Here is a 14,250-nt window from a genome sequence, read left to right on the forward strand (position 1 = left end):
GCAACGGCGCGGCGTGGGCCGCGTAACTTGAGCTCTATGAGTTCTTACAGCATCCTGATTGGCCTAAGCTTGGCCGTCATCCTTTCTTACGTATTCAACCTCGCTTCGCGGGCTACACGGGTTCCATCGGTCCTGCTGCTGCTGCTCACGGGCATCGGGCTGCGGCAGTGGGCCGACTACCAGAATATCAATTTTTTGGTGCCCAAAACACTGCTCGAAATATTTGGTATTATCGGCCTCATCATGATAGTGCTAGAGGGCGCTCTCGACCTGCGCCTGAGCCGCGACAAGGTGCCGCTGGTGCGGCGCTCCTTTCTGGCGGCGGCCGTGATGCTGATGGGGCAGGCCGCCGCCATTGGCACGCTGCTGCACCTGTGGCTAGGTGCCCCGTGGCAAACCTGCCTGCTCAATGCCGTGCCGCTGGTGGTTATCAGCAGCGCCATCGCCATCCCGAGCGTGGCCAATCTCTCGGGCGAAAAGCAGGAGTTTATTGTGTACGAAAGTACGTTTTCGGACATCCTAGGTATCATGCTTTTCAATTTTGTTGACCAAGAGGATTTTGCGCAGGGGCACTCGCTGGTCACTTTCGGGCGCGGCGTGGTGCTCATAATAGTGGTGGCCGTGCTGAGCACGCTGGTGCTGGGCTTCCTGCTGGCGCGGCTGCGCGAGCACGTCAAGTTTTTCCTGCTGTTCTCGTTTTTGATTCTCATCTACAGCCTCGCCAAAAAGCTGCACTTGTCGTCGCTGCTGCTCGTGCTGGCCTTTGGACTGGCCGTCAACAACGCCGACCTGCTACTGAATTGGGTGCGTCGGCGCACCGGCTGGCAGGGCATTAGCACCGAAGCGCTGGCCCCCGACCTGCACCAGCTCAAGAGCATCACCGCCGAGTCGGCGTTTCTGATTCGCACGTTCTTCTTTCTGCTCTTCGGCTATTCTATTACCCTGGCCAACCTCATCAGCTGGCAGTTGCTCGGCCAGGGTGTGCTGATAGTGGCTGTGCTCACGGGCATTCGCTACCTCTACCTGCGCTTTGTGGCCCACACCGATTTGATACCCGAGCTGTTCATTGCGCCCAAGGGACTGATTACGGTGTTGCTGTTCTACAGCATTCCGACCCAGCACCTGCTCGGCGACGTTAGCGAAAGCATTTTGTTCGTCGTCATTCTGCTCACTAGCTTGCTGATGATGGTTGGCCTCATTATCAGCCACCAGCGCCCCACTGCCGCGATAGAGTTTTAGCGGTTTATTAAGCCTGTCGCGCTGGGGTGAGTTACGCTACGCTAAGCTCGCCCTAGCAATAGTTAACCATTATGCCTGTCCTTCCTCGATGAGCTCGCGGCGGTAGCGGGCTAGGATGACATTCTTGGTAATAAAGCCCAGGTAAAGGCCATCGGTGTCGCACACGGGCAGGGCGGAGGTAGCGGTGCGCTCTAGCAGCGCCAGCGCGTGCTCGGCGGTGTCGGCAGGGTGGATGAGTGCGGGGGGCGGCTGCATCAGCTCGCGGACTCGGGTGGTGGTGTAGTGGGCGCCGTCGAAGAGCGTGTCGCGCACCATGTCGAGGGTAATGATGCCGCGCAGCAGCCCGCTCTTGCCTACCACCGGAAACACGTCGCGGTGGGCGTGGCGAAATACTTCAACCAACTCACCTAGGGTAGCACCCGGGCGCAGGGGCTGGAAATTGGTGTCGATAAGGCGGTGCAGGTCAAGGCGAGAGAGCAGGTCTTGGTCGCGGTTGGCGTATACGTCCACGCCCTTCAGCGTCAGCTTGCGGGTGTATACCGAGTAGGGTTCGAAGTGCTTGGTAATGAGGTAGGAGAAGCTCGTGACGAGCATCAGGGGCACAAAGAGCGCGTAGCCGCCCGTGATTTCGGCAATCAAGAAGATGGCCGTGAGCGGCGCGTGCACCACACCCGCCAGCACGCCCGCCATGCCCAGCACCACAAAGTGCACCTCGGGCAAGGCTACCAGCCCGGTGAGGTTGACCAGCCGCGCAAACAAGAATCCGCACAGGGCCCCTGCCACCAGCGACGAGCCAAACATGCCGCCGTTGCCGCCCGCGCCCACCGTGATGCTGGTGGCCACCACCTTCATCATCATTGTGAAAAAGACCAGCACCAGCAGCCACCACACGTTATTGTCGCCATACACCGAAAACAGGCTGTCATCGGTGAGGTCTTGGGCGTGGCCGTCGAGTAGCTTTTGCACCACCGTGGTGTAGCCCTCGCCGTAGAGCGGCGGAAACAGAAAAATGAGTAGCCCCAGCGCCGCGCCGCCCGCCAGTACCTTCTGCCAGCGCAAGCCCGGCCAGCGCTCCACAAAGTGGTCGAACCAGTGGTAAGTGCGAATCATGTACACCGAAAACAGCGCCGTAATCGGACCTAGGAGCGCGTAGAAGGGCACCGTATTCAGCACCCACGAATTGGTAATCAGCGTAAATGGCTGCCCTGCGTAGAGCGCCTTCGATACCACCGTGGCGGTAGCCGACGAAATGAGCAGCGGAATAAAGTACTGCGCCGGCAGCTCCAGCAAAATGGCCTCAACCGCAAATAGTACGCCGGCTATGGGGGCGTTGAAGATGGCCGCCACGCCCGCCGCCGCGCCGCAGCCCGTGAGCAGGCGCCGCCGCCGCCGCCCCGCCCGCAGCACCCGCGCCGCATTGGAGCCAATGGCGGCCCCCGTCACCGAAATGGGCGCCTCGGTACCCGCCGAGCCCCCAAACGATACCGTTAAGAAGGCTGTGACGAGCTGCGAATACAGCTTAGAGCGCGGCACTACCGCATTTTCGCGAGCCGCGCTGTAGATGATGGGCCCGATACCCCGCCCTAGGTTGCCGCCCAACAAGTACTTAGTCACCAGCGCCGTGAGCGTGATGCCGATAACTGGGTAGATAGACAGCGCAAATACCCGGTTGGGCTCGGTCACGGCTGCTGCCAAGCGGTGCTGCTGCCAGTGGATAATCGTTTTGAGCAGCACCGCCGCTAGGCCCGCCAGCACACCCACCAGCACCGCCAGCCACACCACGTACACCCGCTCGCTTACGTGGCGCAGCCGCCACAGCAAGAAAGGATTGAGCAGGCGATAGATGCGTTTTTGAGCCATAAGCGGAAGAGCTCAACAGTAAAGCCCTAGTGGATATAAGAAAAGGGGTTGTTATCAGATAATTACTCTCATCTAGTGCCGCATATGAACCTAAGTGATACCCTAGGGGCACTGCGTAGCCGACCAATAAGACAGCTGCTTTGAGTGCATTGGCTAACCCCCGCTGGCGCTGGGGTAACGCCTAGCGAGGGCTGCTTTATTGTTCTGCTATGCAATGCTACATGATTTGCGCAAAAACCCTACCGGGCGCAAATGCCTTTGTACGGGCAATAGTCACATTTTGCTAGGTCGTCGGTTTTGCGGATGTCCTCGGTAGGGTCAAGCACGCGCCGCGCCAGCCGCGCCACCAGCCCGGCGCTGGCCCGCAGAAAGTCGGGCTCGCCGGTGCCTTCGGTGATGAAGTCGAGCGGCGCCGTGAGCAAGCCCTCGTCAATCTTGCGCAGCGACATAATTGCGGCCTCTGAGCCGGGCGGGGCGGGGTGGCGCACGTCGCTTTCCAGCATAAAGCGGTAGAGCCAGAGCTGACGCACCTTGTCGGCGCCCGACGAGCTTTCGGTGAGCATACGCTCTACGGTTTCGGCGGCGCTGAGGGGCTTCAACTTGCCGCGCAGGTTGAGTTCGCGCTGCTCCACGAGGCCAGTTTTGTAGTCTACCACCCGGCGACGGCCGTCGGGCAGCGCATCAATGCGGTCGGCCCGGCCAAAGAGGCGCACGGGCAGCGGCTCGGCCTCACCCGGAATATCAGTAAAGACCGTGGCTGCCATCTCGGTTTCCTGGGCCACAATGCGCAGCGGCAGTACACCCGGCTGGCCCGGCAGGCTCTCTAGGTACTTGCGGATGAGGCGCACCGCCACCTGGCCCAGCACGTGGTTGAGGCCATCGTCGGGGCGGGCCTGGCGGTCAGACTCTTCCTGGCGCAGCTGGCGATTTACTTCGGCAGGCACCTTGCGCAGTAGGTCGGGCAGGTCATCGGCCGTAAGCTCACGTCCCAGCAGTTCGAAGGGCTTCAGCAGGTGCTCTAGCGCGTCGTGCACTACCGTGCCAAAGCCGTCGGCCCCTAGGGCCTCTTCCACCTCCTCATTTTCCTGAAAGCGGGCCAGGCGCGAAAAGTAAAATTTGAGTGTGCAGGCCAGGTATTCATTGAGGGCCGAAGGCGACAAGCCACGCTCGAGCACGCCACGCAGGGCGGCGAGCATGGCCGGGTCTTTGTGCAGCACCAGGTCGTTAGATAGCTCGCTGGTGAGGGTGCTGTTTTCTTCTAAAGCAGGGGAAGCATCCGTAGCGGGCTGTACCTCCACTACCTGGTCCTCCAGCGTCAGCATTGGGTTTTGGGCGGCCAGGTCAAATTCTAGCTGCCGCAGAAAGCGGCTACGCTCGCCGGTGCGCACGCCCTCGGCGCCGGGCAGCACGTGCACTAGGTCTACGCGCCCGGCGCGCTGCAGCAGCCGCCAGAAGTTGTAGGCGGCCGTAGCCTCGGCGTCGGCGTAGGTAGGCAGCTTAAACTCGGTGAGCACGTCGTAGGGAAACAGCGAGTTTTGCCGCTTGGGCGCGGGCAGCGCATTCTCATTGCAGCTTAAAATGATAACGTGGTCGAAGTCCAGCGCGCGCGTTTCGAGCAAACCCATCACCTGCACCTGGGCCAGCGGTTCGCCCGCGAAGGGCAGGCGCGTGTTGCGCATCTGCTCGTAGAGGAAACGCCGAAACGAGCGTACGCTCAGGCGCTGCTCCTGGCAGTCGAACGCCGAGTGGAGCTGCCGTATCATCGTGTAAAACAAGTACAAGTACTCGGCCTCGATAGCGGTGTGCTCGTGCTCATACACCTGCTTGAGCAGGTTGATGATGGTGTAGCAGGCGTCGATAATATTATCGCAATTGTCCCAGGTCTGGAACAACGCCTTGATGAGCGGGTGCCCTTCGCCCAGCCGCAGCAGCTCGGTAGCGGGCAGCAGTACAAGGTGCTTCTTCACTATTTGCTGGCAAATGTGGTCGAGCAGGCCGTGGTACTGCGGCTCCTCTGCCTGTTCATTCAAGTACTGTTGATAGCGGCGCAAAAACGGGTGCGCCAGCAGCTTGCTCACGGCTAGGTGGTGGTACTTGGGCACGCCGTAGTCGCGGCCCGGCTCGCCCTCCCGGATACCCGTGAGGTGCACCTCAAACAGCAAGTCGACGAGGTTGAACAAGGCCGTGCTCTGGAAGCTCAGGCCCATCGTCACGTTGAAATCGGGCACTACCTCGGCGGGCGGCAGGCCGTGCAGCACCGGCAGCAGCAGGGTTTCGTCGGGCAGCACCACGGCCACGGTGGCGTCGGGGTTGCGCTGGCGGGCTTCGGCCAGCAGCTGGCCGGCCAGCTTGCCCTGCATGCTGGCATTGGCCACCCCTAGCAGGCGCACGTGGTGGGGCCGGCCGCGCAGGTGCTCTTGCAGGGTGAAGCTGTCGCGGGGCAAGTCCCACTTCTGCCAGTAGCGGCGTAGGTGCTGGCCGGCCCGGTTGGGCGAGTCTTGCTCTAAGTAAAACGGGTCGGCGTCGAAGCGCAGCTCGGCCCGGCCGGCTTTGCGCAGCAGGTTGATAAACTTCTCCTCGGCCTTGCTGAGGCCCCCTAGGCCCACAAATACGTGGTGCGCAGGCAGCGGGCGGGCGGGGTCGCGCAATTCTGCCTGCAGGCGCTTGGTGGCCTCGCGGTAGGCCAGGCCGGGGTAGGCGAGGTAGTCGGCTTTTAGCCGCCGCTTAAGCTCGCGGTACACGCGGGCTAGCTGGCCCCAAAAGCCGAAGTATCGCATCAGCCCGTCGGTTTTACCGCGCTCGGGGTCGAGGTCCCAGCGCTCCAAGGCCTTAGCCTCGGAGAGGTACTGAAACACCTCTTTCGTATCGGCCAGGTTCTGGTCGAGGTTCGAAAAGTCTTGCAGCAGCAGCCCGCTCCAGCCCACAAAGCGGTCGAAGCTCAGGTCGGGGTCAATGCCCCGAAAAATGTCAAACAGCAAGAGCTGCAAGGCAATAGGCTCTTCTACCTGCACCCCGGCGCGCTCCACCATGTAGTCTTCCATGGCCGCAATGCGCGGTGCCCATAAGGCTTGCCCGTCGGGCGTGGCCAGGGCTAGCTCGTTTTTGAGGTACACCACGGCGCGGCGCGTGGGCACAATGACCACCAGGTCGGCCAGGGTATCGTCGTCGTAGGTGGCCAGCAACTCGTGGGCCACCTCAGCCAAGAAAGTGCGGGTAGAAACCGGCGCCGACACCGGCGCGGCTACTAGGGGAGAGGGGTGCATATACATCAAAGATACGGCTGTATTTCAGGGCCCTGGGTAGCACCCGCACTACCTAGGGCCGGTACTATAAGCAGCTGAGTGGCAGCCTTTCGCTAGCTTCGGCGGTACGCTATCTAGCCACCTGGGTCACTGGCTCTCTATTATTATTTTAAGGTAAGATTATCAAGTAAGTAACACTTGCTACGCAGGCGTTTTTAATTCGGATAGCGAGAAGCGGCGTTTGAAGCTTAAAACGAGCAGTTCGTGCCTTAAGACCGGAATAGTGCTATAACGCGGTTGGAACTTTGAAACAGCAGTTGCCGCGTAAGGGTGCCTGCGGGCTATTTCTACTCTACTACTTTCTATTTGGCTGAATTTTACTTAGGTCGGCCCCTTCTGCTATGTTACCTGATACTACCAGCTGCTTGCTAGCCGACAAGCCAGCCCCTACGGCGCCGGCGGTGGGCTGTGCCACTTGTTGGGCCGCCAAGTACTGCGCCGTTTATTCGCTGGCTGGCCCACAGCCCCCGCCCGAGTGCCCCCTGCTGCCGCAGCCCGCGCAAAAGCGCCGGCCACGCCCGTCGCCTTTGCACCAAGTGTTGCTCTAGCAATGACCTAGGCGAGGCACCGTTGAGGAAGAATGCGGCCCGGTAAATAAGGCTACAGCATAAAGTGCGTAGTTTACGCCCATTGCTTTTACTTTGCAGGTCGCTTGCTTTTTGCGCCAGCGGCTTGTTTAGTTGCTATAGCTTACCCTGCCTCGCCCTAGGCCTGCTGTGTACTGCCCTTGGGCATGGCGCCGCGAGCCTAGGGCGAGGCGCCACTACGGCGGACCCCCGCTCTCTCCCATCGTGCTTACAGTAGAAAAAATCGGCGGTACTTCCATGACCGCCTTCGCCGATGTTCTGCAGAACATCATCTTCCATGGCCGCGAGGGCCAGGCGCTGTACAACCGCATTTTTGTGGTGTCGGCCTACGCCAACGTTACCAACTGGCTGCTGGAGAATAAGAAAACCGGCGCCCCCGGCGTGTACCACCACATTACCCAAAACCAGGAGTTTCGGGCGGCGCTGCAAGAAGTAGCGGCCAAGCTTAAGGAGCTGAACACGCACTACGCGCCCCTAGGTCTCGATTTGGCCGTGGCCGATGCCTTTATCCAGCAGCGCATCAACCAGGCCCAGACCTACCTTGAAAGCCTCACCAACGTGCTGGCCTCGGGCTATGTCAATAGCTACAACATCTTGCAGGCAGCCCGCGAGATTTTGGCTTCGATAGGGGAGGCGCACTCGGCGTTCAACTCTGTCAATATCTTGCAAAACAGAGGGGTGCACGCCACGCTAGTAGACCTGAGCGGCTTCGATGATGCGCGGGCACTCACCATCGACGAGCGTATTCAGCAGGCGTTTTCGGGTATCGACTTCGCCAATACCATCTGCATTGCCACCGGTTATACCAAGGGCACCGAAGGTATCATGCGTGAGTTTGACCGCGGTTATTCGGAGGTGACTTTCAGTAAGATAGCGGTGGCCGTGAAGCCGCAGGAAGCTATTATTCATAAGGAATACCACCTCTGCTCGGCCGACCCCATGATGGTGGGCATCGACCACTGCCGCCCGGTGGGCTTCACCAACTACGATGTAGCCGACCAGCTCGCCGACGTAGGTATGGAGGCCATCCACCCCAAGGCGTCGAAGCCGCTGGAAATCAATGCTATTGACTTGCGTATTAAGAATACGTTCGAGCCCGAGCATCCCGGAACGCTCATCACCCGCGACTACGTGGCCTCTTCTAGCCATATCGAAGTCATTACGGGTACCGAGAAGGTGGTTATTATCGACATCTACGACCCGCAGATGGTGGGCACCGCCGGCTTCGACCTGCACCTGATGCAGGCTTTTAACGACCTCGATGTCAGCTATATCTTCAAAGCCACTAGCGCCAACAGCATCTCGCTGGTTATCTGGCAGAAGGACTTGAAGCCGCAACTGCTCGCCACCCTGGAGGCGCGCTACGAAAAAGTAACTGTTGAGAACGTGGCACTGGTCTGCCTCATTGGTTCTAATATCGACCGGGCCGGCCTGCTAGCCCAGGCAGCCAGCGCGCTGGCCGACGCGGGCATCAATATCAGCAGCGCGGGCTTTGCGCTGCGCAAGGTCAACATCCAGTTTGTGATTGGGCGCGACGACTATAAGAACGCAATTATCGCGCTGAACAGCAGCTTTAAGTTGCCGAGCTAGTATCCGCTAGACCTAGGAAAAGTACGTCCGTCAGGCGGGCCGTTCTGCATGACCAGCAGAATGGCCCGCCTGGCGTTCTTTTGTGGCTAGGACACCTCCTATTCGCTCATGAAAAAAACGTACTCTGCCTTCTTATTCGCCCTAGGTATGGCTGCCACCACTGCCCGAGCCCAAACGCTGGCGCTGCCCCCAGCCACGCAGTCCATCACCGATGCTCAAAACCAAGCTAAGGTGCTGGCCGACACGCTCTATATTCAGCAGCACTATACTAAAACGGAGCTGCAGATACCGATGCGCGACGGGGTGAAGCTCTACACCATTGTGTACGCGCCCAAGGATGCGGATAAGGTGCGCTACCCCATCTTGCTCAACCGCACGCCTTATTCGGTGGGCCCCTACGGCAAGAAGTATAAGTATAGCCTAGGCCCCAGCAGCGGCATGATGCGCGAGGGATACATTTTTGCTTACCAAGATGTGAGGGGGCGCTACATGTCGGAAGGCGAGTTTCTGGATATGCGCCCCGAACTCGAAAAGCACGCTACTAAGAAGGATACCGACGAAGGCACCGATACCTTCGACACCATTGAGTACTTGCTGAAGAAGGGGCCAAAAAATAACGGCCGCGTGGGCCAGTGGGGCATTTCTTACCCCGGCTTTTACACGTCGGCGGGCCTACTGAGCCGGCACCCCGCCCTGAAAGCCGCTTCGCCGCAGGCGCCCATTGCCGATTGGTTTTGGGACGATTTTCACCATAACGGTGCGTTTTTCCTGCCGCACGCCTTCAACTTCTTATACAGCTTTGGGCAGGCGCGGCCCCAGCCCACGCCAACCGGCAACCCCGGCATCAAGCACGGCACGCCCGATGGCTACGACTTCTTTCTGCGCCTAGGTCCGCTCAAGAACGCCAACGAGCGGTACTACCAAGGCAAGGTCGCGTTCTGGAATGAGCTGATGCAGCACCCTGATTACGACGCCTTTTGGCAAGCGCGCAACCTGCGCCCGCACTTGCATAATCTCAACACTGCCGTGCTCACGGTGGGCGGCTTCAACGATGCCGAAGACTTGTTTGGCGCCCTGAATACCTACCAAACCATTGAGCAGAAAAATCCTGGCCTAAGCAACCGTATCGTGATGGGGCCTTGGGTGCACGGCGGATGGGCCCGCGGCACCGGCGAAATGGTGGGCAACGTCAACTACGGCCCTTCGCCCTCGCTCTGGTACCAGGAAAACGTGGAAGCGCCCTTCTTCAAGTCTTATCTGAAAGCCGCCAAGCCAGGCTCGAACCTGCCCGAAGCCATTATGTTTGAGGGCGGTACCAACCGCTGGCGCACCTTCGACGCTTGGCCGCCCAAGCCGGCCCAGGAAAAAACGCTGTACTTCCGCCAAGCCGGGGGCCTCAGCTTTAGCCCGCCCACCGATGGCAGCAACGAGCGCCGCCGCCCCGAAGTCAACTTCGAGTTTGACCAATTTGTGAGCGACCCGGCCCACCCAGTGCCCTTCACGGAGGCCACCGCCGTGGGCATGACCCGCGAGTACATGACCGACGACCAGCGCTTTGCCAGCCGCCGTCCCGATGTGCTTACCTACCAAACCCCGCCGCTTGACGAGGACCTCACCCTGGCCGGCCCCATCTTGGCCAAGCTGCAAGTAGCCACCACCGGCACCGACGCCGACTGGGTCGTGAAAATCATTGACGTGTACCCCGACGACACGCCCGACAACCCCCGCACCGCCCCCAGCGTGCACCTAGGTGGCTACCAGCAAATGGTGCGCTCCGAAGTAATGCGCGGCCGCTTCCGCGAGAGCTTCACCACGCCCAAGCCCTTCGTGGCCAATGAGGTAACGGCCGTGCCCTTCACGGTGCAAGACGTGCTGCATACCTTCAAAAAGGGCCATCGCCTGATGGTGCAGGTGCAAAGCACCTGGTTCCCGCTCGTTGACCGCAACCCGCAGACCTACGTGCCCAATATCTACGAGGCCAGCGAATCGGACTTTAAAGCCCAGACGCACCAGCTGTACCACAACCCGGCGCACCCGTCGCAGCTGGTAGTAAAGGTGTTGCCGGCTGCCGCGCAGTAGGCTGCAGGCAAGAAGCACAAGCACAAGTACTTAATTCTGTCATGCTGAGCCCCGCGAAGCATCTCTCGCGCTTCCAACATGCGGTAAAGATGCTTCGCGGGGCTCAGCATGACAGCAATAAAAAAGGCCGCGCAATATTCGTTGCGCGGCCTTTTTTGTACAGGTGCTTAGGCGTCTATTTGCCGCCTTTCTTAGCCTCCGCCATGAGGTCGTCGTTCATTTTGGCGTACTCATTGTTGGGCGGGGTAGAAGCCAGCGCGAGCTTTTTCGACCGCTCGGCAGCAGCCACGGCGCCTTTGTAATCCTTCATTTTCAGGCGGATTTTAGCTTCCGTGTTCACGTTCCAGAACTTGGGGTCGGTGGCGTTGGCCTTCTGAATCCAGGCTAGGGCCTGCTTCAAATCCTTGTTGTTGTCGTTGTAGTACACCGCCGCCGCGGCCAGGTCATTAGCCGAGGGGTTGGCATTCTTGATGACTTTCTCATCAATCTGAGCCATTACTTTGGCATCTACGTCAGACACAATTTTAAACTTGGCGCCCGTGAGGCCCCACAGCATGTCCACGTTGGCCGTAGCAGGCGTCAGCTCGGCGAAGCTAATGGTGAAGGTCTCAACCTTGCTGGCCAGCTTGTAGGGCTTGATGGTAAAGCGCGCCACGTCTTGGTCGTCTTTAAAGCCATCAACATCAGCGCCTTGCTTGAGGCTTTTATTAAGCACTACCGTCCACTCGTTTGCATTAGGCACGGTGTAGAGGCCGTATTCGCCGGACGGTACTTTTTTGCCCTCAATCGTCACATCATCCGAAAACTTGATGCTGGTAGTGGCGTTGGCGCCTGTGCGCCAGCGCTTCCCGTAGGGCGCCAGCGGGGAGTTGGCTCCGAAGGCTTCGCGGTTTTTCAGCGAGGGGCGGCTGTAGGTAATCGTTACGTCGGTGAGGCCCACGCGCTGCATTACGGTGCCTTTGGGGCTGGGCTGCGGGGTCGTAATCTGCGCCTGTGCTACGGAAGCCGTGAGGACGGTAGCCGTAAGGGCCACGGCGGTGGTCAGGTGCATGGCAATTCTGGTCATTTCAGCGGGGGAGAAAAGAAGTTGAAAGACCAAAAATAGCAAAGCCCGCCGGGTGGGCAGGCTTTGCGAAGCCAGGCGAAGGTCTGCTAGGCTATTTTGGACCAGTACAATCGGGCAGTTTACTTCAATTTGGCCTTGGCCTGGGTGGCTACTTCCTCGCTGCTGCGAGCGTAATCATTATTAGGCGGCGAAGCCGCCAAGGCCATCTTCTTCGCTTCCTGAGCCGTGGCGTGGGCACCGGCGTAGTCTTTGAGCTGCAAGCGAATGCGCGCTTCGGCGTAGACGTTCCAGTACTCAGGGTGCATGGCATTGGTTTCCTGAATCCAGGCAAGCGCCTGCTGCAAGTCCTTATGCGAATCGTTATAATAGGCGGCGTGCTCCTCGGGGGTGGGCGGGGTGCTGAGGCGCCGCACGGGCTCCTCGTCTGTGGGTGTCGCGAGCGAGCTGCTGCTAGCCTCAACGAGCGAACTGCTGGCCAGGGTTGCCGAAGCGAAATCGGTGGTTTGAGCCTGGGTATTGGGAGCTGCTAGTATGAAGGCAACCAAAGCAATACTAGTAGAAAAGGCGAAAGTAAATTTTGGCATAGCAGTAAAAGAATTAAATCGACACTGCCAAGCTAGAGACAAAAAATTGGTATAGTAGCGCTTAATTTGAATAAAGGATAAAGTTTATATTCCTTCTTAATTAAGCCTAAAGTGTACGCAGTTAGTAGATAACTGCCAATAAGAATAGTGCTAAAAATTGAATGCCCGACTAGCGCTAGCTAGCCGGGCATTTTCGGTCAACGAGTAGCCTTTGTAGGCGGAAGCTTACTTAATCTGTGCGAATCCACAGTAGGAGTGGAGCACGCTCGGCAGGTTGATACCCTCCGGCGTTTGGTTGTTTTCCAGCAGCGCAGCCACAATGCGGGGTAGGGCTAGGGCCGAGCCGTTGAGGGTGTGCAGTAGCTGGGTTTTGCCGCCCTCGCCGCGGTAGCGGCACTTGAGGCGGTTGGCCTGAAAGGTCTCGAAGTTGCTCACCGACGATACTTCGAGCCACCGGCCCTGGGCAGCGCTCCACACCTCTAGGTCGTAGGTGAGGGCCGAGGTGAAGCCCATGTCGCCGCCGCAGAGGCGCAGTACGCGGTAGGGCAATTCTAGTAGCTGCAGCAGCTTTTCGACGTGGGCTACCATTTGCTCGTGGGCAGCGTAGGAGTGCTCGGGCTGCGTGATTTGCACAATCTCCACTTTATCGAACTGGTGCAGGCGGTTCAGGCCGCGCACGTCGGCGCCCCACGAGCCGGCCTCGCGCCGGAAGCAGGGCGTGTAGCCGGTGTTGCGCACGGGCAGCTTGTCGGTGGCGATAATCTCGTCGCGGTAGAGGTTGGTAATGGGCACCTCCGAGGTCGGAATCAGGTACAGATTGTCGGCCTTGTCATGGTACATCTGGCCTTCTTTATCGGGCAGCTGGCCCGTGCCGTAGCCGCTGGCCTCGTTTACCAGGATGGGCGGCTGCACCTCTACGTAGCCCGCATCGCGCGCCTGTTCGAGGAAGAAGTTAATCAGCGCCCGCTGCAAGCGTGCGCCCTGGCCCTTATACACCGGGAAGCCGGCGCCCGTGATTTTGATACCTAGGTCGAAATCAATGATATCGTATTTCTTAATCAGCTCCCAGTGTGGCTGCGCGCCGGGCCCTAGGTCGGGTTTAGTGCCGCCTTCGCGCACTACCTCGTTGTCGTCGGCCGAGCGGCCCGCGGGCACGCTCTCGTGCGGTACGTTCGGGATTTTATAGAGCAGCTCGGTTTGCTGCTTTTCGAGGGCCGCCAGCTCGTCGGCGTGCGTCTTAATCTGGGTCTTAAGCTCCGAGGTGCGGGCTTTGAGCGTTTCGGCGCCGGCTTTGTCGCCACTTTTCATGAGGCCCCCAATCTGGCGGGCCAGCTCATTAGCTTCGGCCTGGGCGGTGTCGTGCTGCGTTTGCAGCGCCCGGCGCCGCTGGTCGAGGTCGAGTACCGCCGCCACATCAGCCTCAGCGGTTTTAAAGTTGCGCTTGGCCAGGCCGACCAGCACGCGGTCGGTTTGCTCTTTAAGTACAGAAAGTTGTAGCATAGTGGGCGCAAAGGTATTGCGGCGGTCGCCAGCGCGGAGCCACCTAGCCTTTAGTCCGCGTTGCGCAATCAACGAAGACCTAGGGCGGCCTAAAGCGTCCCGCAACTCGGTTTTTTCTAAAATTTACGCAATCGACCGCCGCCAATGCACCCAAGTTGGCAGTTTGTCCGTAATGCGTTAATATTGCAACTGCAAGCTGGCCCGTGGGGCTGGTAGGGGAGGCCCTAGGTCCACCCGTTGCGTTGCCGGACCGACATTTTTGCCTTGGTGGAGCTGCCGGCCGCCCCTCTTATACCTCACTATTTCCTGTTGTTGCCCGCCGCTTTGCTGGTTGTGTCGCGCATTGCTGCTTTTTGGAAGTTGGACCGAGCCATTGGCTTCGGACAAATTGCTCGCGGCCGGGAACCCGGGCCAGCGGCCGCCGGGCGGCCGAGCCCCTTGCG

General features: G+C 59.5%; 9 protein-coding genes. 4 read left to right on the forward strand and 5 right to left on the reverse strand.

The window, feature by feature from the left end:
• Positions 1–36 precede the first annotated feature (36 nt).
• Complete coding sequence (locus JAO77_RS00660) at positions 37–1,239, forward strand: cation:proton antiporter (RefSeq protein WP_144850983.1); 1,203 nt, start codon at positions 37–39, stop codon at positions 1,237–1,239.
• 69 nt (positions 1,240–1,308) lie between these two features.
• Here JAO77_RS00660 and JAO77_RS00665 read toward each other — a convergent pair whose 3' ends face one another.
• Both JAO77_RS00665 and JAO77_RS00670 read right to left on the reverse strand, forming a co-directional pair.
• Positions 1,309–3,099 carry a chloride channel protein gene (locus tag JAO77_RS00665; protein WP_198988351.1) on the reverse strand — a complete coding sequence of 597 codons (1,791 nt, stop codon included), beginning with the start codon at positions 3,097–3,099 and terminating at the stop codon, positions 1,309–1,311.
• Positions 3,100–3,338: 239 nt separating this feature from the next.
• Positions 3,339–6,362, reverse strand: a complete 3,024-nt coding sequence (locus tag JAO77_RS00670; protein ID WP_198988352.1) for a PD-(D/E)XK nuclease family protein — start codon at positions 6,360–6,362, stop codon at positions 3,339–3,341.
• Between the two features lie 380 nt (positions 6,363–6,742).
• Between JAO77_RS00670 and JAO77_RS00675 the strand changes: the two genes are divergently transcribed.
• The 3 genes from JAO77_RS00675 to JAO77_RS00685 all read left to right on the forward strand — a co-directional run bounded on the left by JAO77_RS00675 (position 6,743) and on the right by JAO77_RS00685 (position 10,657).
• Positions 6,743–6,949, forward strand: coding sequence for a hypothetical protein (locus JAO77_RS00675; protein WP_198988353.1), 207 nt, complete (start codon positions 6,743–6,745; stop codon positions 6,947–6,949).
• A 243-nt stretch (positions 6,950–7,192) separates the two neighbouring features.
• Positions 7,193–8,578, forward strand: a complete 1,386-nt coding sequence (locus tag JAO77_RS00680; RefSeq protein WP_198988354.1) for an aspartate kinase — start codon at positions 7,193–7,195, stop codon at positions 8,576–8,578.
• Positions 8,579–8,686: 108 nt separating this feature from the next.
• Positions 8,687–10,657, forward strand: a complete 1,971-nt coding sequence (locus JAO77_RS00685; RefSeq protein ID WP_235998166.1) for a CocE/NonD family hydrolase — start codon at positions 8,687–8,689, stop codon at positions 10,655–10,657.
• Between the two features lie 175 nt (positions 10,658–10,832).
• On the opposite strand, the gene JAO77_RS00690 is transcribed toward JAO77_RS00685, so the two are convergent.
• From JAO77_RS00690 to serS, 3 genes are all read right to left on the reverse strand, one after another.
• Positions 10,833–11,723 (reverse strand): DUF2911 domain-containing protein, encoded by an 891-nt coding sequence (locus tag JAO77_RS00690; RefSeq protein WP_198988355.1) that lies wholly within the window; start codon positions 11,721–11,723, stop codon positions 10,833–10,835.
• Positions 11,724–11,842: 119 nt separating this feature from the next.
• Complete coding sequence (locus tag JAO77_RS00695) at positions 11,843–12,268, reverse strand: hypothetical protein (protein WP_198988356.1); 426 nt, start codon at positions 12,266–12,268, stop codon at positions 11,843–11,845.
• A gap of 264 nt (positions 12,269–12,532) precedes the next feature.
• On the reverse strand, positions 12,533–13,807 hold the full coding sequence (gene serS / locus JAO77_RS00700; RefSeq protein ID WP_198988357.1) for a serine--tRNA ligase: 1,275 nt from the start codon (positions 13,805–13,807) through the stop codon (positions 12,533–12,535).
• Positions 13,808–14,250: the final 443 nt, after the last annotated feature.

The sequence above is a fragment of the Hymenobacter sp. BT559 genome, assembly GCF_016427535.1.
Taxonomy (GTDB): domain Bacteria; phylum Bacteroidota; class Bacteroidia; order Cytophagales; family Hymenobacteraceae; genus Hymenobacter.